This is a genomic window from Piscicoccus intestinalis NBRC 104926, assembly GCF_001515525.1.
Classification (GTDB): Bacteria; Actinomycetota; Actinomycetes; order Actinomycetales; family Dermatophilaceae; genus Kineosphaera; species Kineosphaera intestinalis.
This window is the reverse complement of record NZ_BCNQ01000016.1, coordinates 1-20,572: the sequence shown is the minus strand read 5'-3', so window position 1 is coordinate 20,572 and position 20,572 is coordinate 1. Positions and strand designations below refer to the sequence as shown.

General features: G+C 72.0%; 19 protein-coding genes and 1 pseudogene. 10 read left to right on the top strand and 10 right to left on the bottom strand.

What is annotated here, in order from left to right:
- The first annotated feature begins 16 nt into the window (after nucleotides 1-16).
- The 3 genes and pseudogenes from PINTE_RS04780 to PINTE_RS24730 all read left to right on the top strand — a co-directional run bounded on the left by PINTE_RS04780 (nucleotide 17) and on the right by PINTE_RS24730 (nucleotide 2,366).
- Nucleotides 17-865, top strand: a complete 849-nt coding sequence (locus tag PINTE_RS04780) for an SDR family oxidoreductase (RefSeq protein WP_068427012.1) — start codon at nucleotides 17-19, stop codon at nucleotides 863-865.
- A gap of 33 nt (nucleotides 866-898) precedes the next feature.
- Nucleotides 899-1,489: pseudogene (locus PINTE_RS24975) on the top strand (pyridoxal-dependent decarboxylase); the annotation flags it as partial.
- Between the two features lie 70 nt (nucleotides 1,490-1,559).
- On the top strand, nucleotides 1,560-2,366 hold the full coding sequence (locus tag PINTE_RS24730) for a pyridoxal phosphate-dependent decarboxylase family protein (protein WP_281178826.1): 807 nt from the start codon (nucleotides 1,560-1,562) through the stop codon (nucleotides 2,364-2,366).
- Nucleotides 2,367-2,589: 223 nt separating this feature from the next.
- Here PINTE_RS24730 and PINTE_RS04770 read toward each other — a convergent pair whose 3' ends face one another.
- Nucleotides 2,590-3,315: an SDR family NAD(P)-dependent oxidoreductase gene (locus PINTE_RS04770; protein ID WP_281178825.1), complete on the bottom strand. Its 726-nt coding sequence runs from the start codon at nucleotides 3,313-3,315 to the stop codon at nucleotides 2,590-2,592.
- A 440-nt stretch (nucleotides 3,316-3,755) separates the two neighbouring features.
- On the opposite strand from PINTE_RS04770, the gene PINTE_RS04765 reads away from it, so the two are divergent.
- On the top strand, nucleotides 3,756-4,655 hold the full coding sequence (locus PINTE_RS04765) for a sulfurtransferase (protein WP_068427010.1): 900 nt from the start codon (nucleotides 3,756-3,758) through the stop codon (nucleotides 4,653-4,655).
- Nucleotides 4,652-5,107, top strand: coding sequence for a SufE family protein (locus tag PINTE_RS04760; protein ID WP_068427008.1), 456 nt, complete (start codon nucleotides 4,652-4,654; stop codon nucleotides 5,105-5,107). Before PINTE_RS04765 ends, PINTE_RS04760 begins: the two co-directional genes overlap by 4 nt.
- Before the next feature lie 107 nt (nucleotides 5,108-5,214).
- Here the strand turns inward: PINTE_RS04760 and PINTE_RS04755 are convergent, their stop codons facing one another.
- On the bottom strand, nucleotides 5,215-6,252 hold the full coding sequence (locus PINTE_RS04755) for a hypothetical protein (RefSeq protein WP_068427006.1): 1,038 nt from the start codon (nucleotides 6,250-6,252) through the stop codon (nucleotides 5,215-5,217).
- A 276-nt stretch (nucleotides 6,253-6,528) separates the two neighbouring features.
- On the opposite strand from PINTE_RS04755, the gene PINTE_RS04750 reads away from it, so the two are divergent.
- Nucleotides 6,529-7,749 (top strand): glutamate--cysteine ligase, encoded by a 1,221-nt coding sequence (locus PINTE_RS04750; protein WP_084343248.1) that lies wholly within the window; start codon nucleotides 6,529-6,531, stop codon nucleotides 7,747-7,749.
- Nucleotides 7,750-7,848: 99 nt separating this feature from the next.
- Complete coding sequence (locus tag PINTE_RS04745) at nucleotides 7,849-9,432, top strand: Na+/H+ antiporter (RefSeq protein ID WP_217996496.1); 1,584 nt, start codon at nucleotides 7,849-7,851, stop codon at nucleotides 9,430-9,432.
- 92 nt (nucleotides 9,433-9,524) lie between these two features.
- Here PINTE_RS04745 and PINTE_RS04740 read toward each other — a convergent pair whose 3' ends face one another.
- From PINTE_RS04740 to PINTE_RS04725, 4 genes are all read right to left on the bottom strand, one after another.
- Nucleotides 9,525-9,806 carry a hypothetical protein gene (locus PINTE_RS04740; RefSeq protein WP_157087083.1) on the bottom strand — a complete coding sequence of 94 codons (282 nt, stop codon included), beginning with the start codon at nucleotides 9,804-9,806 and terminating at the stop codon, nucleotides 9,525-9,527.
- Nucleotides 9,806-10,066 carry a hypothetical protein gene (locus tag PINTE_RS04735; RefSeq protein WP_068427003.1) on the bottom strand — a complete coding sequence of 87 codons (261 nt, stop codon included), beginning with the start codon at nucleotides 10,064-10,066 and terminating at the stop codon, nucleotides 9,806-9,808. Before PINTE_RS04735 ends, PINTE_RS04740 begins: the two co-directional genes overlap by 1 nt.
- Nucleotides 10,067-10,284: 218 nt before the next feature.
- A complete protein-coding gene (locus PINTE_RS04730; protein WP_169798456.1) occupies nucleotides 10,285-10,731 on the bottom strand; it encodes an XRE family transcriptional regulator in 447 nt (148 codons plus the stop codon).
- A gap of 105 nt (nucleotides 10,732-10,836) precedes the next feature.
- On the bottom strand, nucleotides 10,837-14,040 hold the full coding sequence (locus PINTE_RS04725) for a bifunctional cytochrome P450/NADPH--P450 reductase (RefSeq protein ID WP_068426999.1): 3,204 nt from the start codon (nucleotides 14,038-14,040) through the stop codon (nucleotides 10,837-10,839).
- Nucleotides 14,041-14,130: 90 nt separating this feature from the next.
- Between PINTE_RS04725 and PINTE_RS04720 the strand changes: the two genes are divergently transcribed.
- On the top strand, nucleotides 14,131-15,123 hold the full coding sequence (locus PINTE_RS04720; protein ID WP_068426997.1) for an AraC family transcriptional regulator: 993 nt from the start codon (nucleotides 14,131-14,133) through the stop codon (nucleotides 15,121-15,123).
- Nucleotides 15,124-15,223: 100 nt separating this feature from the next.
- On the opposite strand, the gene PINTE_RS04715 is transcribed toward PINTE_RS04720, so the two are convergent.
- The 3 genes from PINTE_RS04715 to PINTE_RS04705 all read right to left on the bottom strand — a co-directional run bounded on the left by PINTE_RS04715 (nucleotide 15,224) and on the right by PINTE_RS04705 (nucleotide 17,504).
- On the bottom strand, nucleotides 15,224-15,769 hold the full coding sequence (locus PINTE_RS04715; RefSeq protein WP_068426995.1) for a hemerythrin domain-containing protein: 546 nt from the start codon (nucleotides 15,767-15,769) through the stop codon (nucleotides 15,224-15,226).
- 262 nt (nucleotides 15,770-16,031) lie between these two features.
- Complete coding sequence (locus PINTE_RS04710; protein ID WP_068426993.1) at nucleotides 16,032-17,042, bottom strand: NADP-dependent oxidoreductase; 1,011 nt, start codon at nucleotides 17,040-17,042, stop codon at nucleotides 16,032-16,034.
- 84 nt (nucleotides 17,043-17,126) lie between these two features.
- A complete protein-coding gene (locus tag PINTE_RS04705) occupies nucleotides 17,127-17,504 on the bottom strand; it encodes a DUF1304 domain-containing protein (RefSeq protein ID WP_068426991.1) in 378 nt (125 codons plus the stop codon).
- Nucleotides 17,505-17,610: 106 nt separating this feature from the next.
- Between PINTE_RS04705 and PINTE_RS04700 the strand changes: the two genes are divergently transcribed.
- Nucleotides 17,611-18,204 carry a TetR/AcrR family transcriptional regulator gene (locus PINTE_RS04700; RefSeq protein WP_068426989.1) on the top strand — a complete coding sequence of 198 codons (594 nt, stop codon included), beginning with the start codon at nucleotides 17,611-17,613 and terminating at the stop codon, nucleotides 18,202-18,204.
- 42 nt (nucleotides 18,205-18,246) lie between these two features.
- Here PINTE_RS04700 and PINTE_RS04695 read toward each other — a convergent pair whose 3' ends face one another.
- Complete coding sequence (locus tag PINTE_RS04695; protein WP_084343246.1) at nucleotides 18,247-19,296, bottom strand: lactonase family protein; 1,050 nt, start codon at nucleotides 19,294-19,296, stop codon at nucleotides 18,247-18,249.
- A 112-nt stretch (nucleotides 19,297-19,408) separates the two neighbouring features.
- On the opposite strand from PINTE_RS04695, the gene PINTE_RS04690 reads away from it, so the two are divergent.
- Nucleotides 19,409-20,572, top strand: a 1,164-nt coding sequence (locus PINTE_RS04690) for an MFS transporter (RefSeq protein WP_068426984.1), incomplete at its 3' end; no start/stop codon positions are given.

Below are 20,572 nucleotides of genomic sequence, written 5' to 3'. Positions count from 1 at the left end.
ACTCACGGAGGCAGCCATGAGCACCCGCCCCATCGCGATCACCGGCTCCACCGGCAAACTGGGCGGCCGGATCGCGCGCCGGATCGCCGAAACCGGCACGCCCCAGCGGCTGCTCGTGCGCGACCCGTCCCGCGCGCCGGACCTGCCCGCCTCCGATGCGGTGACCGCCTCCTACGGCGACGGCGCGGCGGTGCGCGCGGCACTCGAGGGCATCGACACCGCGCTCATGGTCAGCGGCTCCGAGAGCCCCGACCGCCTCGACCAGCACCGCACGTTCGTCGACGCCGCCGCGGCGGCCGGGGTACGGCACCTGGTGTACATCTCGTTCTACGGCGCCACGCCGACCGCGACGTTCACGCTCGCGCGCGACCACTACGAGACCGAACAGCACATCCGCGGCACCGGCATGGCGTTCACGTTTCTGCGCGACTGCTTCTACGCCGACTTCATGCCCGATCTCGTCGGTGACGACGGGGTCATCCGCGGCCCGGCGGGGAACGGTCGCGTGGCGGTCGTGGCGCAGGACGACATCGCCGACGCCGCCACCGCGGTGCTGCTGAACCCGACTTCCCGCGCGGGCCAGACGTTTTCGCTGACGGGTCCGGAGTCGTTGACGCTGTACCAGGTGGCCGAGATCGTCGGCCACGAGACGGGCCGCACGGTGAGCTACCACCCGGAGACGGTGGCCGAGGCGTACGAATCGCGGGCCTCGTTCGGCGCCCCGTCGTGGCAGCTCGACGCGTGGGTCTCGACGTACACGGCGATCGCCGCCGGTGAGGTCGCCGACGTCACCGACGACGTCGCCCGCCTCACCGGTCACCCGCCGATCTCGCTCGCGCAGTTGCTGCGCAGTCGACCGCACTGAGCCGCCGACGCACCGGCGCCCGGCGGCGCGAGAATGGGCGCCATGACGCCCGAGGAGTTCCGCATCGCCGCCCACGCCCTCGTCGACTGGGTGGCCGACCACCGCGCCCGCATCCCGCAGCTGCCGGTCGAATCGCGCGTGGTGCCCGGCGAGATCCGCGACGCGCTGCCGCCGCACGCGCCCGAAAAGGCCGAGCCGCTCAGCACCGTCATGGCCGACCTGGAGAACATCGTCGTGCCGGGCATCACGCAGACCCAGCACCCCGCCTTCTACGGCTGGTTTCCCAGCAACGCCTCGCTGGCGTCGGTGCTCGGCGACATCGCGAGCAGCGGCGTCGCGGCGCTGGGGATCACGTGGCAGTCGGCGCCGGCCCTCACCGAGGTGGAGCAGGTCGTCACCGAGTGGCTGCGCGAGCTGTGCGGGCTCTCGCCGCAGTGGCGCGGCGCGATCCAGGACACCGCCTCCACCGGCACCCTCGTCGCGATGATCGCCGCCCGCGAACGGGCCTCGAACCTGTCCGAGGAGACGGGCGGGTTGCAGGGCGTCGAGCAGCCGCTGGTGGCGTACACCTCGCCGCAGGCGCACTCGTCGGTGCCGAAGGCGGTGCTGCTCGCGGGGTTCGGGCGGGAGAACCTGCGGTTCGTCGACGTCGACCCGGTGACCTACGCGATGCGGCCGGAGGCTGCGGGAGGCGATGGCGGCCGACGTCGCGGCCGGGCGCCGGCCCGCGGTGGTCGTCGCGGCCGTCGGCACGACCGGCACGACGGCGATGGACCCGGTCGGCCCGATCGTCGACGTGGCCCGCGAGTTCGGCGCGTGGGTGCACGTCGACGCGGCGATGGCCGGCGCGGCGATGCTACTGCCGGAGATGCGGCACCTGTTCGACGGGGTCGAGGGCGCCGACTCGCTCGGCTGGAACCCACACAAGTGGATGGGAACGATCCTCGACTGCTCGCTGCTGTACGTGCGCGACGTCGAGCACCTCATCGCGTGCATGTCGACGACCCCGGCCTACCTCGGCTCGGCGGCCGACGCCGACGTCGTGCAGTACAAGGACTGGGGGATCCCGCTCGGTCGGCGGTTCCGCGCCCTTAAATTGTGGTTCCACCTGCGGCTCGAGGGGGCCGAGGCGATCCGGGCCCGGTTGCGGCGCGACCTGGAGAACGCGCGCAGGTTCGCCGCGCAGGTCGAGGCGGAGCCGGGGTGGCGCGTGCTCGCGCCGGTGCAGTTGCAGACGGTGTGCGTGCGCCACGAGCCGGAGGGGCTGGCGGGCGAGGCGCTCGACGAACACACACTGTTGTGGGCGAATGCCGTCAACGCCGGCGGCCGGGCGTTCGTGTCGCCGAGCACCCTCGACGGGCGCTGGATGGTGCGCGTCTCCATCGGCGCCGAGCCCACCGAGCGCGCCGACGTCGAGGCCCTCTGGCGTCTCCTGCGCGAGTCCGTCTCCGGCGCCGACCCCGCCGACCCCGCTGACCTCGCCGACCCGCTGACCCGCTGACCCGCTGAGCGTCCCTGACCCTCGCCTCACTTCCCTCAAAACTGCGTGTCGTGGTGAGAACTGCAGTCCGTGTCGCAGTCCTGAGCGCGACACGCAGTTTTCACGGTCGTGCCGCCGAGCCGACGCCCGGGGCCGGGCGCTCGGAGACGGTCACGGTCGGAGGGCGGCGGCCTCACGGACGGTGCGGCCTCATGGGCGGAGCGGGCTCACGGGCGGAGCGGGCTCACGGACGCGGCGGGCTCACGGCCGCGGCGGGCTCGGGGGCGGGGTCGAGGAGGCGGGCCATCTGGCGGGCGATGAGCTCGGTGGCGAACCGGGGCGCGAGGCGGCTCAGGAGGTCGACTGCGCGGGCGTCCCAGCCGACGAGCACGCGGTAGCGGCCGGCGACCATGCCGTCGACGATCTGCCGGGCGGCCGCGGGCGCCGACGTCAGCATCCGCTGCTGGGCCGCGGAGGGTGCGGTCTCGCGGCCGGCCATGCGCACGCCGCTGTTCTCGCTGATGCCTGTCGCCACGCCGCCGGGATAGACGGCGGTCACCGTCACCGACGTGCCGCGCAGCTCGGCGTACAACCCCTCGGTGAGCAGCCCGACGGCGGCCTTGCTCGCCCCGTACACCGTCTGCCCGGGCACCGGCGCGAGCCCGCCCATGCTCGAGACGTTGACGATCGCCGCCTCGGGACGGGTCAGCAGCCCGGGCAGGAACGCGCGCACGGTGGTGAGCACGCCGTCGAAGTTCACGGCCATGACCCGGCGCACGTGCTCCTCGTCGAGGTCGACGAGCCGCACGAACGGCTGAATGATCCCGGCCACGTTGAGCAGTCCGTCGACCTGCCCGTGCGCGGCGGTCACCGTCTCCGGCAGGGCGCGGACCGCCGCGGAGTCGGTGACGTCGAGTTCGTGCGTGCTCAACCGTCCGGCCGCAGCGCAGCCGCACCGCGCGGTCGCCATCGACAGCGTCTCGGCCAGGGCAGCGGCGCGCAGGGTCGACGGCGGCCACTCGGGCTCCCTGCTCGAGGAGTTCGAGCACGACCTCCCGCCCGATGCCGCTCCCGCCCCCGGTGACGACGAACACCTTGTCTCGAATGCGCATGACAACCTCCCGTCTCCAGCATGACCGCCGTCGTCGCGGCGGCGGGCCGACTCCGGCCAGTTCGCCCGCTCGGATCACCGGCCACCGAACCCGGGGCCGGCAAGCCAACGGGCACGGCTGACCGCCGCGCGACACCGGCGGCCCGACAGGACACCGGCCACCTCACGGGACACCGGCGAACCGACGGGACACCGGCGGCCCGACAGGACACCGGCGACCTCACGGGACACCCGCTAGGAGCCCTCGACCGAAAGGGCAGCCTTCGGCCAGATGGGGGGCGCGTGGGAGGATGACGCGCATGGCTGTGGACTTCGACGACAACGCCCAGTTCGCCCAGTACGCCGACCCGACGCGGCTCGTCTCCACCCAGTGGCTCGCCGACCACCTCGGCGACGAGGGCCTCGTCGTGGTCGAGAGCGACGAAGACGTGCTCCTCTACGAGACCGGCCACATCCCCGGCGCGGTGAAGGTCGACTGGCACACCGAGCTCAACGACACGGTCACCCGCGACTACCTCGACGGGGAGGCCTTCGCCGAGCTGATGCGCGCCAAGGGCATCTCCCGCGACGACACGATCGTCTTCTACGGCGACAAGTCGAACTGGTGGGCCGCCTACGCGCTGTGGGTCTTTCGGCTCTTCGGCCACGAGGACGTGCGGCTGCTCGACGGCGGCCGCGCCCTGTGGCAGGCCCAGGGCCGGCCGATGACCACCGACAAGCCCGACCGCGCGACCGCCGACTACCCGGTGGTCGAGCGTTCCGACGCCGGCCTGCGCGCCTACAAGGACGACGTGCTGGATCACCTCGGCAAGCCGATGATCGACGTGCGTTCCCCGCAGGAGTACACCGGTGAGCGCACGCACATGCCCGACTACCCCGAGGAGGGCGCGCTGCGCGGCGGCCACATCCCCGGCGCGGAGTCGGTGCCGTGGGCGCGGGCAGCCAACGACGACGGCACGTTCAAGTCCCGCGCGGAGCTCGAGGCGATCTACGAGCAGGAGAAGGGCCTGGCCCCCGGCGACGACGTCATCGCCTACTGCCGCATCGGGGAGCGGTCGAGCCACACGTGGTTCGTGCTCACCTACCTGCTCGGCTTCGAGCGCGTGCGCAACTACGACGGGTCCTGGACCGAATGGGGCAACGCGGTGCGCGTGCCGATCGTGCGCGGCGAGGAGCCGGGCGAGGTGCCGGCCCGATGACCGCCGACACCAGCGGACTGACGGAGGCGATGGCCGAGGTCGTCAGCGACTTCAACGAGCTGCCGAGCAGCGAGCGCCTCAACCTGCTGCTGGAGTTCAGCACCGAGCTGCCCGCGCTGCCGGAGCGTTACGCCGAACACCCCGACCTGCTGGAGCCGGTGCCGGAGTGTCAGTCGCCGATCTTCCTCATCGTCGACGTCGAGGGCACTGGTGACGACGCGACCGTGCACCTGCACTTCTCGGCGCCGCCGGAGGCTCCGACGACCCGCGGCTTCGCGGGCATCCTGCACGAGGGCCTCGACGGCTCCAGCGCCCGCGAGGTCGTCGACACCCCCAACGACCTGCCCGGCCTTCTCGCGCTGAACGACCTGGTCAGCCCGCTGCGCCTGCGCGGCATGGCCGGCATGCTCGGGCGCATCAAGCGCCAGACGACGCAGAAGGCCGGGCTGTAGCGCAGCCGCTGCGGAGGCGTTGAGTCGCAGGCGGTCAGTCGGAGGAAGTCCGGCGCGAGGTCGCGCGGCCCGTGACCTCCCCTGCGGCTTCAGCGGCTTCAGCGGCTTCAGCCGCCTCGACGTCGTCGGCCGGGCGGGCCGGCAGCCAGGGCACGATCATCCGGCCGGCGCCCGCCGGGCCGCCGATGGCGACGAGGGGCACGAGCCGGCCGATTCGGGCTCCGGGTGGGGCCCACACGTGCGCCGCGCCCCAGGGGAATTCCGTGTAGACCGGCCACGCCCAGGCCGTCGGCCGCCCAGACGAGCACGCGGTTGGCCGGAGCCGGCTGGCCGTCCCACTCCCGGGCGAGCGAGGGCGAGTCGACGACCCGCATCCGCACCAGCCCGGGTCCACGGGTCGGGCCACGAGTGGCGCGCGCCAGGCTACGCGCGGCCAGCAGGCACGGCACGGTCGCGGGGGCGGCCGCCCCGAGCAGCAGCACGCACACGACCGACGCGGCATCGAGCCCGGCCGTGCCGCGGGTGGCACCGCCTCCCACCAGCACCATCGCGCAGACGGCCAGCGTGCCCAGCAGCAGCCACGCGCGGGGGCGGGCGGCGGCGCGTGCCACCTCGACCACCGCGTCGCGCACCTCCTCGGGAGCCGGTTCACCCGGCCGCCCCGAACCGGCCGCGAAGGTGGGGTCGGCCTCCAGTTCGGCGCGCGTCACCGGCTCCAGGACGAGCGGCTGTGCATCGGTCGGCACGATGAGGCTGACCCGCCGGTCGAGGGCGAGCTCGGTGTCGACCCACACCCGGGACCCCACCCGCAGCCGCCGGGCCCCGCGCACCCGCCACGACCAGCGCCGCCCCCGCGAGTCGCGCACCGCGATCCGCGAGCGGCTGCGGGCGACGAGGCGGGCCGGCTGCAGGTCGGCGGCGGCCGGGAAGCGTCGCATCCGGACGACCTCCGTGAACAGCATGATTCCCACGAGGTAGAGCAGCCAGTGCACGACCCTTCCGGCCGGGGTCTGCGCGACCGGCAGGTCGCCGAACCACAGCCAGCCGGCGAGGATTCCGGCGCCGATGAGGCCTCCGAGAGCACTGCTCCAGCGGGCCCGCGTGCGCGCACGCGGCAGCACGTCCAGCGCCTCCGCCTCCGTCATCGCCCCCACCCCCGTGGTCTACCGCTCCCCCCACACGCGCTTCCCGATGCCGGGATGCTCGTGGATCGCCGACTGTACGCGCTGACCACGACACACGCCGAGGTCACGCCGGGTGTCAGGCCGCGACCGACCGCGTGCGCAGCCTCCCGGCTCGCCGGCTCACGGGCGGCACGCGTACGCTCTCGCATGCCGAGCCCACCCGCGGGCTTATGCAAGGCATCACGCTAGGTTATCGATGGCCGTCCCGTTCCCGTCGCGGCCCGAGAGGTGATCGCCATGACCCGAGCCAGTGACACCACCGACACCACCGAGACCACCGAGACCGCCGACAGCACGGCCACCGACACCCAGCCGAAGACCGAGCCGGCGCGGTCGTTCTCCCCCTCGCTCGGGCGCACGGTGGGTGTGGAGTGGGAGCTGGGCCTCGTCGACCCCGTCTCCCTCGAACTCGTGCCGAAGGCCCAAGACCTGCTGGCGCTCATCGAGGCCCGCGACGACGGCCACGGCCACCCCGGGGCCGCGCGCTCGACGGTCACCAAGGAGCTGCTCACCAACACCGTCGAGATCGTCACCGGCATCTGCGCGAACGCGGGCGAGGCGGCGGCCGACCTGTCCGACGGGCTCGCGCGCGTCCGGGCGGCGGCCGACCTCGTCGGCGTCGACCTCTACGGAGGCGGTTCGCACCCGTTCGCGCGCTGGGAGGACCAGCGCGTCACCTCCGGCGACCGCTACGAGACGCTCATCGACCGCACCCAGTGGTGGGGGCGGCAGATGGTGATCTTCGGGGTGCACGTGCACGTCGGCATCGATTCGGCCGCCAAGGTCTGGCCGCTCATCAACGCCCTGCTCACGTACCACCCGCACCTGACGGCGCTGACCGCCTCCTCGCCGTACTGGACCGAGGAGGACACCGGCTACGCGAGCAACCGCACGATGCTGTTCCAGCAGCTGCCGACCGCGGGCCTGCCGTTCCAGTTCGAGACGTGGTCGGCGTGCCGCGCGTACCTGCGCGACGTGTTCACCACGGGAGTCGTCGCCGACGCCAGCGAGCTGCGCTGGGACATCCGCCCGTCGCTGAACCTCGGCACGATCGAGGTGCGCTGCTGCGACGGCCTGGCGCGGCTGGAGGACGTCGCGGCGATCGCCGCGTTCATCCACTGCCTCACGCTGCACCTGGAGGAGCAGCTGGCCGACGGCACCCTGCCGCGGCCGCTGCCGCCGTGGCACGTGCAGGAGAACAAGTGGCGGGCGGCCCGGTACGGGCTCGACGCCATCGTCATCGTCGGCGCCGACAGCCGTGAGGAACTCGTCACCGACCACCTGAGCCGGCTGCTGGAGCGGCTGGCGCCGATGGCCCACCGGCTGGGGTGCGAGCGCGAACTCGCCGGCCTGGAGGCGATCGTCGCCCGCGGAGCCGGTTACCAGCGCATGCGGACCGCCGCCGCCGACGCCGGGGGTGACCTGCGCGAGGCGGCCCGGGCGATGCTCGTGCGCTGAGGGCGCGATCCGCGGGAGGCATGATGTCTCCCAGACGCCGTTCGCACACGCTCGCGTGACCTGCGTGGGCCCGCGACCGGACTCGGAGAGGATGCGCCTGTGGAAGCCCTGGTCATCGTGGTCGCGCTGGGCGCGGCGGTGCTGGTCGGCAGCCTGGTCTCGAGCCGCAGCGGCGTGGCCTCGCCGATCACGCTCGTGGCCGCAGGCCTGGTGCTGGCGCTGGTGCCGGCGATGCGCGGCATCGAGCTGCCGTCCGAGGTCGTGCTCGTGCTGTTCCTGCCGATCCTGCTGTTCTGGGAGGCGATCACGGCCTCCGGGCGCACGATCCGCGTCTATCTGCGGGGCATCCTGCTGTCCGGCATCCTGCTCGTCGTCGTCACGGCGGCGGCGATGGCGGCGGTCGCGCACGCCCTCGGCCTGCCGTGGGCCACGGCCTGGCTCATCGGGGCGGCCCTCGCGCCCACCGACGCCACGGCCGTCGCCGCCCTCGGCAAGGACCTGCCGGCCCGCACCGCGGGGATCTTGAAGTCCGAGTCGCTCATCAACGACGGCACCGCCCTCGTGCTGTTCGCCCTGGCCCTGTCGCTGACCACCCACGAGGAGGCGATCACCCCCGGGCACATCACCGTCCTCTTCCTCATCTCCTTCGTCGGAGGGCTGGCGATCGGCCTGATCGGCGGCTGGCTGCTCTTCCAGGTGCGCCGCTTCATCCACGACCCGGTGCTCGACACGACCTTCCTGGTGCTCACCCCCTTCGTGCTCTACCTCATCGCGGAGTCAGTGGAGGCTTCCGGCGTGCTCGCGGTCGTCTCGTGCGGGCTGCTGTGGGTGCGGATGGCGCCGCTCGTCGTCGACGCGCGCTCCCGCCAGCAGTCGACCCCGTTCTTCCAGTTGACGACGTTCCTACTCAACGGCGCCCTGTTCGTGCTCATCGGGCTCGAGCTGCCGATCGCGGTCTCGGGCCTGTCCTCGGCGCAGATCGGCACGGGCATGATCGTCACGGCGGCGGTGTACGTCGTCATGCTCGCCTCGCGCTACCTCTTCCTCGTCGTTTCGGCGTACACGATCCGCGCCCTCGACCGGCGCCCTGCCCAGCGCAACCTGCGCGCGACCAACCGCGCCCGCGTGCTCAGGACGGTGGCGGGCTTTCGCGGCGGGGTGTCGCTGGCCGTGGCCCTGGCCGTGCCCCTGGAGGCGGAGGGCGTGGGTGTGTGGCCGAACCGCGACATGATCGTCTTCGTCGTCGCGGGCGTGGTCGTCACCTCGATCGTCGCGCAGGGGCTCGCGCTGCCCTACGTGGCCCGCTGGTCGCGGCTGCCGCTGGACAGCAGCCAGCACGACGAGGTGGCGCAGGCTCGTTGCGAGGCCGCCCGGGCCAGCCTGGCGGCGCTGCCCGGGATCGCCCGCGACCTCGGGGTCGACCAGGAGACCATCGATCGGGTGGTCGCCGAGTACGCCGAGCACCGCGACCAGGTCGACCTCGACGACCCGCAGTTCCGGGAGCGCGTCGAGCGTGCCATGGACCAGTACGCCCAGCTGCGGCTCGCCCTCATCGCGGTCAAGCGCGAGACGGTCGTGGGCATGCGCAATCGCGGCGAGATCGACGACAGCGCCTTTCGTCAGGTGCAGGCCCGCCTCGACCTCGAGGAGGTCCGGCTCAGCGGGCCGGCCGAGGTGGAGTAGGCGGCCTGCCCAGCGGATTCTTCGCTCGCGGTGGGCGGCCTCGTCGTGCTTGACCGCATGCTGCTGACCAATACGCGCGGCACCGGTCAGGCTCAGGAAGCCTGACGGAAGCGCTGGCGAGCGCCCTCGGCGGTCACCCCGAGGGCCATGCCGATGCGATGCCACGACTCGCCCGCCTCGCGTGCGGCCGCCACAAGGCGGCGCGTCTCCTCCTCGATTCGGCGCCGCTCGTACCGCAGACGTTGCAGTTCGAGCAGCGGCGGAACCGACGCTCCCGGAGTCGGAGTGATCCCGGCCTCGTACTGATCCGCGACACCCTCGCCCCACAGGTTCAACTCGGTGAGGTCATCCGTCGACAGTCGCTTAGTAGTCATCACAGCACCCCTGCCTTCTTCAACGTCTCGGGCCGCGCGGTCATCGCGTGCACGACACAGATGATCCCGTAGTCGGGACGATCGACTACTCCGATCTCGAGTACCGCGCCGCTCGTCGAAAGCCCGACCAGCATCACCAGCGGTCGCGGTCCGCGCTCATCGACGAACGAGCCGATAACAAAAGCGTAGGCACTCAGGATGTCGTCATCGTCGATCCCGTGCCGACGCGCGCTCTCGAGGATCAACGGTTCATCGTCCATGCGAACCTCAACAGCAACCTAGCGTGCCAACTTCTGCTGGCAATTATCCACCGTTTAAGACTGACTGCCAGTTGGGTTCAGTGACCTGATGACGATCGGCGCTCGCACCTCCCAGAGGCTCCAGTCACCAGTCGTACGACGGACACAGATTGGCCCTCCGCTCCAGAGGGCGGGTGCTGCACTCTTCGCGTTCGGCTCCGTCGCGCACTGAACCTCGCTCACAGCGGCACCGCGTCCGAATCACGCAGCCGGGTGCGATCCGTCTCCACGACGAGGTCGACCGGCAGGCCACCGGCGATACGGCGAAGCGTGCCGACAAGGGAGTCGACGTCGAACAGGCTCATGGGCCGGTCGAATCGGGCGACTATGTCGAGGTCGCTGTCCCAGCGGTCGGCACCCCTGGCCGTCGACCCGAACACCCGCACGTCCCTGGCGCCGTTCACCTCGAGAAAGGCGCGCATCGCCGCCCCGTGCCTTACCAGCACCAGAGACGGCGACATGCTGCGGCGCAGCCCGCCCACCACCTGCTCGATGGCCTCCGGCGACAGTCGACGCCCACGCTCGACGTCGGAGACGATGCTCTGTGACACCCCGGCCGCGCGCGCCACCTGCGACTGCGTCAACCCGTGGTATTCGCGCAGCTCACGAAGCTTCTGACCGTCCACGTAGGCAGTATGGCGATCTGCGATATCAGCGGTCTTCAGTCGCATGCGGGCGCTCTGCTGAACGGGCGACCTATCGCGCGTTCAGCAGAGCGCCACCGGCACGGATCAGGCGAAGACGTCGGAGACGTACCGCCCGTGCTCGCGCTCCATCGACTCGACCCACTCCAGGGCCTGCTCGGCGGAGACTCCCGCGGCCTGGGCGTACATCCGCACGCACGTCTCGTGCACCGCGGGCGCCATGCGCTGGCCCTCGCCGCACACGTAGAACTGCGCGCCCGCCCGCACGAGGTCGGCGACGTCGGCGCGGTCGGCCCACAGCCGGTCCTGCACGAACCGCATCGGCCCGTCCGGCCCGTCTTCGGGCTCCGCGGAGAACGCCGGGCGCACGTCGACGACGCCCTGCCGCGACCACTCCTGCAGCTCGTCGCGGTACAGGTAGTCGATGTCGGGCCCGTCGCAGCCGAAGAACAGCAGCGCCGGAGCCGGGGTCACCCCGTCGGCCTGCGCCCGCAGCGCCCGGTCCTGGATGAACCCGCGGAACGGAGCCAGCCCGGTGCCCGCGCACACCATGACCATCGGGGTCGACAGGTCGGCCGGCGGGGCGAAGTCGACGTTGCTCTCCCGCACCGTCACCGGGATGCGCGTGCCCGGCCGCGAGTGCGCGAGGAACGTCGAGGCGACCCCCTCGTAGGTGCCGTCGCCCGCGAGCGCCGGCGCCGACAGATGCGCCACCGTCAGCGTCGCGTGATCGGCGCTCCAGCGCGGCGAGGAGCTGATCGAGTACTGCCGCGGACTCAGCGGAGTCAGCATGCCGAGGAACGTCGCGAGCGGCAGACTCACCGACGCGAACCGCTCCAGCAGGTCCAAGACCGACAGCCGCTTGCCGAGCACCTCACTCTCGTAGGTGGATTCGTCGGCCAACGCGAGCAGCTGCGCCTTCTCCGGCGGACACGGGCAGGCCGCCGCCAGCTGCTCGACCTGCCGCCGCCCCGCCGGGCGCGACAACTCGACGTAGGAGCCGAAGAGCTCACCGGCGAGCACCGGCGCGTCGACGGGCAACTGGGTGGCCGCGCCGCTGATCTGCAGGCGCGTGTCGTAGGCCAGGTCGAACCGCGCCAGCGCCCGGTCGATGACGGTCACCGGGTTCAGCGGCAGCACCGCGAGGTAGTCGCCGGTGCGGTACGTCTGCCCGGTCGGCAGCGCGATCTCCAGGTGCCGCTTGCTGCGGGCTCCCGGCTTGGACAGGTCGGCGAGCTCGCGGTTGACGACGACCTGCCCCAGCTCCAGGTCGGAGGCGCGCAGCAGCTGCTCGCGGCCGGGGCCGATGATGTCGACCGACAGCTGCGGGGTCGCGTCGACGTCCGGCGACGCCGCCACGCCCAGGGCCGAACCGATCGCCGGCCACAGCCGCTCGTGCCACTCCTCGAAGTCGCCGAAGAAGTCGCCGCGGGCGTTGGCCTCGCCGCGCTCGAGCAGCCTGGCGGCGCCGGCCCGCTCCAGCTGCTCATCGACCAGCGTCGGGATGCGCTGGTACGTGCGCGCCCAGTCGGTGTTGCCGCAGCCGAACACCGCGTACCGCACGCCGTCGAGCGCGCCGTCCGGCACCGCCTCCAGCCAGGGCACGAACTGCTTGGCGTTGTCCGGCGGCTGCCCCTCGTAGGAGGCCGTGACGACGACCAACGCGCCCTCGCTCGGCAGCGCGTCGACCCCCTCGTCCAGCGGCGCCACGCTCGGGGAATAGCCCAGCCGGGTCGCCTGCCGGCTCACCTGGTTGGCGAACGACTCGCTCGTGCCGGCGTTGGAGCCGAACAGGATCCGCACCGGCGTGCCGTGGCTCTCCACCGCCGGCACCTCGTCACTCACCGGCTCGGAGTCGGTGCCGCGCGCCGGCCCCTGCACCGACCGGTCCGATCGCACACTAAAGCGTGCGAAAAACCCCTCGGGCTTGAGGGTCAGCGTCTCCTTGACCTTCAACTCGTAGCCCGGGTCGGCCCAGTCGAGGTCGAAACGCTGCAGCATGAGCGCAAGCACGAGCTGGGCCTCCTGCAGGGCGAATCCGCGGCCGATGCACGAGCGCTGCCCGTTGCCGAACGGCTTCCACGCGTTGGCCGGGATGGTCTTGGCCCGCTCGAACGAGAAGCGGTCGGGGTCGAAACGCTCCGGGTCGTCCCAGACCGCCGGGTCACGGTGCAGCGACGGCGTGAGCACGAGCGCGCTCTCGTCGGGGTTCAGCGGGTAGGCCGGCCCGCCCTCACGGCCTCCGATCGTCGTCGGCTCGTAGGGGTAGAGACCGAACGCCGGTGCCGTCGGCCACAGCCGCAGGGTCTCGCGCAGGATCTGGTCGAGGTAGCCAAGCTTCGACAGGTCCGCGTACGTCGGGTAGCGGTCGCCGAGCACCTCGTCGACGTGCTCGCGCGCGGCGCGCATCACCTCGGGGTTCTTCAGCAGCTCGTACAGCGTGAAACTCAGCAGGCCGGAGGTCGTCTCGTGCCCGGCGATGAGGAACGTCACCATCTGGTAGCGCACGTTCTCGTCCGAGAGGGTTTCGCCGGTCTGCGGGTCCGTCGCGCCGAGCATCGTGTCGAGGATGTCGCTTCGCCCGTCGGGCAGGGGGTGTTCCTTGCGGTGGGCGATGATCTTGTCGGCCACCTCGTGCATGAGCCGGATGTCCTCGTCGTAGCGGCGCTGGGTGAGCAGCATGAGCCGGTTCTGCAGCGGCAGCCGCCGGCCGCGGTCGCCCGACTCCTGCAGCGCGTCGACCATCGAGTCGACGAACGGGTGCATCGAGGAGCTGTAGAAGCTGTTGAACCGGTAGCTGAACGAGCACACGGCGATGGTGTCGAGGGTGAGCCGGGTGAAGTCGTGGGTGACGTCGATGTCGGCCTCCGGGCCGAGGCGCTCCCACTTGAGCATGAGCTGCTCGGCGATGTCGACCATGCCGTCGAACATGCCCTTGAGCGCGACTGGCGAGAACGCCGGCATGAGGATGCGGTGCGCCTTGCCCCAGTTCTCCTCCGGGGTGTAGGCGGTGAACAGGCCGTCGCCGGCGAACGCGCGGATGTTCTCCAGCGGCGTGTGTACCCGCTTGTCGAACCGGCTCTCGTCGCACAGCTCGTCGACGAGGCGCTGGGAGGAGACGAAGTAGACGGGCGGGCGGCCGGGGAACTGGTGCTTGATGATCTCCCCGTACTGCTGCGCGAGCTTCATGTTGCTCTGCACGGGCGCCTCGGGGTCGATCGCGTAGAGGGTGCCGACGACGGGCTTGGGCGCGGGGCCCGGCGCGGTGGCGGTGCTCTGCGAAGTGGTCATGCTCTACCCAACTCCCGCCGTTCCCGCCCCTTCTTGACCGTGCGCGACAGAAAGTTGACTCCTCGCGACATTCGGGGTGGGATACCGGGCATGCCGACCCTCATCCGCGCCGCCGCGCTGCGCGGATTCGACACTCTCGTGGCCGAACTCGGCGGCGACCCGGTCGACTACCTGCGGCGCGTCGGGCTCGACCCGGCGGTGCTCCGCGACGACGACGCGCTGCTGCCCGGCGAGAAGTTCGCGGCCTGCCTCGCGCTGGCCGGCGGCGAACTCGGCCGCCCCGAGCTGGCGCTGCTGCTGACGCAGCGCCAGGACATGGGGGTGCTTGGACCGCTCGCCGTCTGCCTGGAGAGCGCGCCGACGATCGGGGAGGCGGTGCGTTCCGGCGACCGGTTCCTGTTCATGCACGCCTCGGAAGCCAGCGTGCAGGTGCTGCCCGACCCGCGCGGCGAGCCCGGCGTCATCGCGATCGCCCTCGGCCGCGCCCCCGAGCCGCTCGGGATCGACGTCGGTCTCGGGCTCATCCACCGTCTCCTGCTGCTCGTGCGGGGCGGACCGTACGGGCTGCGCGGCGTGCACCTGCCCGGCCCGCCCCTGGCCGCGGAGTCGGTGTACCGCGAGATCTTCGGCGCTCCGGTGCGCTTTCGCACCGGCGCCGGGTTGCTGCGGGTGCCCGCTCGGCTGCTCGACGAGCGGCTCGACAGCGGCGACGAACTCGTGCACGAGATGGCCGTGCAGTACCTGGAGACGCACGGGCGCGAGCACGCGGCGACCGTCTCCGGGCAGGTGCATCGGGTGCTCGCGAGCTCGCTGGGGTCGAGCCCGCCGCTCATCGGGTCGGTCGCGAACCTGCTCGCCATGCACCCGCGCACCCTGCAGCGGCGGCTCGCGGCCGAGGGCACGACGTTCGAGGCGGTGCTCGACGAGGTGCGCCGCGAGAGCGCCTACCGGCTCATCGTCACCACGGACCTGCCGCTGCGGCAGGTGGCCGGCATGGTCGGCCTCTCCGAGCCCGCCGCGCTGACCCGCGCCTGCCGCCGGTGGTTCGGCGCCCCACCCCGCGACCTGCGCCAACTTCGCTGAAAACTGCGTGTCGCGGTGAGAACTGCTGTTCGTGTCGCAGTCCTCACCACGACACGCAGTTTTCAGTTGGCCTGGGGGCGCGGGTCGAGGGGCCCGCGGACTACCCCTCCTCGTCGAGGAGGCCCTCGCTCTTGGCGCCGGCGACGATCGCGCGCAGCTGCTCGACGGTGACCCCGGCGTCGATGATCGCGTTGCGCTCGGTGGCGAAGGCCGCTCCGAGGTCGCGACGCTTGACGGGACCGACCTCGTCGCGGGCCGGGTTGAGCACGGTCAGCTCCTCCTCGACCAGGTGGTGGTTGACGACCGTCGAGAGCTCCTCGAGCGCGTCGTCGAAGGCCTGGGTGCCGGTGCCCTTCAGCTCCATGACGGCCAGCAGCGCCTCGTGGCCCTCGGCATGCTCCTCCTCCCCGTGCTCCACCTCGTGCTCGGTGACGGACTTCGCGCGGGAGCGCAGGGCGGGCAGCACGACGCTCTCCTCGGCGGAGGCGTGCGCCACGTGCAGGGTCATGAACGCCTGCCGCAGCGCGTCGCGGTCCTCGGCGGTGTTGCGCAGCCGCCGCAGCAGGTCTTCGAAGAGGTAATGGTCGGCGAGGATGAGGTCGATGACGTCGCCGCTGATCGGTCGGTGCAGATCGATGAGACTCACGCGTCCATCATCGACGGAGACGGTCCGTCCCGCCCGTCGTTCCGGCCCGCCCCGGCTACCTCGAGCCTCACCGAACATTCCCGAACGCCGCCGTCGCTGCGCTGGACTTCTCCGAGCGTTCCCGTCTCCTCGCTGAGAACTGCGTGTCGTGGTGAGGACTGCGACACGAACAGCAGTCCCGACCGTGACACGCAGTTTTCAGGGACGTTGGGCGGGAGGTCGAGCGGGGGCGTTGGTTGGGCGGGGGCGCTGGGGGCGTTGACTACGAGACGCGGACGACCATCTTGCCGGTGTTGGCGCCGCGCATCATGTCGAGGAAGGCCTGCACGGCGTTCTCGATGCCGTCGACGACGGTCTCGTCGTAGGCGAGCTTGCCCTCCCGGAACCACGGGGTCACGACGTCGGCGAACTCCGGCGCCTTGTCGAAGTGGTCGCCGAGCGTGAAGCCCTCGAGGGTGAGGCTGCGGGTGATGAGGTTGGTCAGGTTGTCCGGCCCGGGCGCGCGGTCGGTGGCGTTGTAGCCGGAGATCGCGCCGCACAGCGCGACCCGGCCGTGCCGGTTCATGCTGTCCAGCGCCGCCTGGAGGTGATCACCCCCGACGTTGTCGAAGTACACGTCGATGCCGTCGGGCACGAGCTGCGGCAGCTGCTCACGCACCGGGGCGTCCTTGTAGTTCAGCGCCGCGTCGAAGCCGTACCGGGAGGTCAGCGCGGCCACCTTCTGCGCCGAGCCCGCGGAGCCCACGACCCGCGAGGCCCCCAGGAGCCGGGCGAACTGCCCGACCGCACTGCCGACCGCACCCGCGGCCCCGGAGACGAAAACCGTGTCGCCCGGCGCCATCCGGGCGATCGTGGTGAGACCGACGTAGGCCGTCAGGCCGGTCATGCCGAGGATTCCCAGGTGCACCGACGACGGCGCGCCCGGCAGCCGCGGCACCACCTGGAAGCCGCCCGCGTCGCCCTGCGCCACGTCGCGCCAACCCTGCTGGTGCAGCACGAGCGAGTCGACCGGGATCTCGGAGCGCGAGGCGACAACCCGCCCGACGGCGCCGCCGGTCATCGCGCGCTCGAGCTGGAACGGCGGCACGTAGCTCTTGGCGTCGTTCATGCGCCCGCGCATGTACGGGTCGACCGAGATGAACTCGTTGACGACGCGAACCTGCCCCGGAGCCAGCTCGTCGAGCAGCTCGCGCTCGACGCGGAAGTCGTCCGGGGTCGGCCAGCCGTGCGGGCGCGCGACGAGCTGCACCTGGGTGCTGAGATCGAAGGTCATTAGGGGGTCACTCCTGCGAATGGAACGAAGACGAGGGGTCAGAACAGGACGGAGACGGTCACACCGGTCACACCGGTCGCACGGTCACAGCAGGGCCGCGGCGGCGGCCAGCAGCCCGAGCAGCGGGAACGCCCCCTGCTTGAGCGTGGCCCCGCGGTGCGCGGGCGACGCGGCGGCGAGCACGAGCGCCGCCGCGAGCATCGAGCCCAGGCCGGCGACGAGCAGCGCCGCGCCGGCGGCGGCCGAGCCGGCCGCCCAGAACGCGATGCCGGTCACGGTGACCACGGCCAGGAAGAGGTTGTAGAAGCCCTGGTTGAAGGCCATGAACCGAGTGGCCTCGGCATCGACCTCGCCGAAGACGGCCTTGGCCCGCGGGCTGCCCCACGCCATCGACTCCAGATAGAAGATGACGCAGTGCACGAGCGCTGCGAGCGCAGCACAGATCCACGCGATGGCGGTCACGACGGCCTCCCCTTACGACGCGGCCGGCGGTCCCGGCCGGCCCTTTCTGTAACGCTTGTTCCAGCCTAAAATGGATCGCTCGATCCACAAAGTTGCGGGAGGTGTGATGGGCAGAACGAAATCGTTCGTCACGGCCGACGTCGTTCGCGCGGCCCGCGACGTGTTCTGGCGGCAGGGGTACGACGAGGCCTCGATTCCGCAGCTGCGGGCGGCCACGGGCTTGAGCGCCTCCAGCCTGTATCACGCCTTCGGCAGCAAGCGCGGGCTCTTCGACAAGGCGCTGACGAACTACCTCGACGAGGTCGCGCTGCCGCGACTGATCGCGCTGCGGCAGGAGCGACCGGCTCCGTGGGCGCTGGCGGACTATCTGCTGGGGGTGCGCCGCGAGCTGACCGATCCGGGCTCGCGGCTGCCGCTCGACGGGTGCCTGGCGCTGCGGTCGGCGAGCGGCTCACTGGCCGCCGATCCCGCCCTGCGCGCCCGGATCGTCCGGTACCGGGCGCAGCTGTTCGCGGCGATGCTCGCCGGGGTGCGCGCCCGCCGACCCGAGTTCGACGACGCGGAGGCCGAGCGGCTCGCCTCGACCGTGACGAACCTCGTCATCTCGGCGTTCACGCTGTCGCGGGTCGACGGGGCCGGCGCCGTCGAGTCGATCGACACCGCGCTGGCGCTGCTGGAGCCGCGCTCCGCCGAGCACTGAGCCGAGCGCTGGGTCGAGCGCTGGGTCGAGCACGCCTGCCGCTCAGGGCAGGATGCGCACCCAGTTGGCGCCGTGGCCGATGCCGGCGGTGCCCAGGCTCGTCAGGCGGCCGTCGCTCTCGACGGCGAACAGTTCGGCGTCCGTGGACTTCTCGCCGACGACGACGAGGAAGGCGCCGTCGTCGGTGACGTTGAAGCCGCGCGGCTGCCGCTGCGTGGGCGTGTATCCGACGACGTCGCCGAGCCGACCGGAGGCCTCCCGCGTGACGACGGTCAGCAGCGACGAACTGCGCTCGGAGGTGACGAACCAGTCGCCCGCGCGGTGCACGTCCGCGCCCCAGATGAGGTGCTCCTGAGTCGGGTCGGCCCCGTACCGGCTGTGCGCCAGGCCCTGCGAGGGGTCGACGACGACGACCGCCTCACGGGCTGCCAACGCACCGTCGGAACCGCGGGCGAAGCGGATGAGCTCGCCGGAGTACTCGGTGACGAGGTAGGCGTCGTCGCCGTCGAGCAGCAGGTGCCGCGGCCCGGAGCCGGCGGGCGCGGCCACGGTCGGCGGGTCGAGCGGCGTGAGCGAACCGTCGGATTCCACACTGTACTGTGCGATGAGGTCGTCTCCGAGGGCGACGAAGTACGCCACCGTCGGCGCGGAGTCGGTCCCCTTCGGCGCGTCCGACGGCACCACGCAGTGCAGGTTGCGGTGCTCGATGCGGGCCACCGGCTCCTCGAGCCCGGGCTCGGAGTCGACGCGCACGGGCCAGGTGCCACCGACGTTGCCGCCGTAGGAGGCGCCGAGCAGCAGGGTGCCGCCGGCGGTCAGGGACAGGTAGGTCATCGAGCTCTCGACACTGCGGCGCGACACCTCGCGCAGCTCGCCGGTCTCGCGGTCGAGCCGCAGCGTCGCGACGCCGGGCGGGTCGCCCTTGTAGGCGGCGTGCACGAGGTTGCGCTGCGTGTCGACCGCGAAGGTGCCGCAGCCGGTGAGGCCCTCGGTCGTGGTGAGCGCCTCCAGCCGCGGGCTCTCGCCGCGGTGCAGCCGCAGCGAGCTGATCGTGCCGTCGGAGGCGTTGGCGATGAGAACGAGTTCACTCACGAGCGCCACCCTAAGTGCTGACCGCGGTCGTCGCGCGGCCTGCCTCGGCCGGTGATCATTTCGCCCTGAGACGGTCGTTGCACGTGATCATGACAGTCCATACCGTCGTCCGGTGCCCTCCACTCTCTCGCCGAAGCGCGCCCAGCTCGGCGTCTCGCTCATGTTCTTCACCAACGGTGTGCTGTTCAGCGGCCTGTTGCCGCGCTACCCGGAGGTGAAGGAGGCCTTCGGCCTGTCCAACACGGCCTTCGGGTTCCTCGTCATCTGCTTTCCGATCGGGGCGATCCTCGCGGCCGCGGCGGCGGCGCCCCTGATCCGGGCGGCGGGGGCCCGAGCGGTGACGGCGATCGGCACGGTGCTGCTCGCGGTCATCCTCTCGTTCGCCGGGTTCGCGCCGAGCGCGGTGCTGTTCGCCGCGATCCTGCTCGTGGCCGGCCTGACCGACGCGATCGTCGACTCGGCGCAGAACGTGCAGGGCGTCATCGTCGAACAGTGGCGGGGCCGCTCGATCATCAACTCCCTCCACGCGATCTGGAGCCTGGGCGCCACCTCCGGCGGGCTCATCGGCACGTGGTGCGCGGCCAACGGGGTGCCGCTGTCGGTGCAGCTGCCGGTCAACGGCGTGGTGTGGGCGATCGTCGCGCTCGTCGCTGCGAAGCTGGCCACCGCGCCCGGCGACCGGCACGCCTCGACCGAGGAGGCGCAGGACGCCGAGCTCGACGAGGCGCGGCCCGCGGCGACCGGCATCCGGCCGTGGCGCCTGCTCGCCCCGCTGGTCGTGCTCGCGATCTGCGGCACGCTGCTCGAGGAGTTCGCCAACAGCTGGTCGGCGCTGTTCATCGGCCGGGAGACCGACGCCCCGGCGGGCCTGGCCGGCCTCGGCTTCACGATCGTGCTGGCCAGCCAGTTCGTCGGCCGGATCGTCGGCGACCCGATGACCGACCGCTGGGGCCGGGAGGCGGTGGCCCGCGCCGGCGGCGTCGTCATCGCCGTCGGCGTGCTCGTCGCGATGATCGCGCCGACCTACCTGGTGACGTTCGTCGGGTTCGCGCTCATGGGCTTCGGCTGCGCCACGCTCGTACCGGCCGCGTTCGCCGCCGCGGCCCGGGTCCCGGGGCTGGCGCACGGTACCGGCATCGCGATCCTCGGCTGGCTCATGCGCCTGGGCTTCCTGCTCACCTCGCCGGTCATCGGCGTCATCTCCGACGCCGCGGGCCTGCGGGCCGCGCTCGTCGTGCCGCTCGCGGCCGGGCTCGTCGCCGCCGTCATCGCGCAC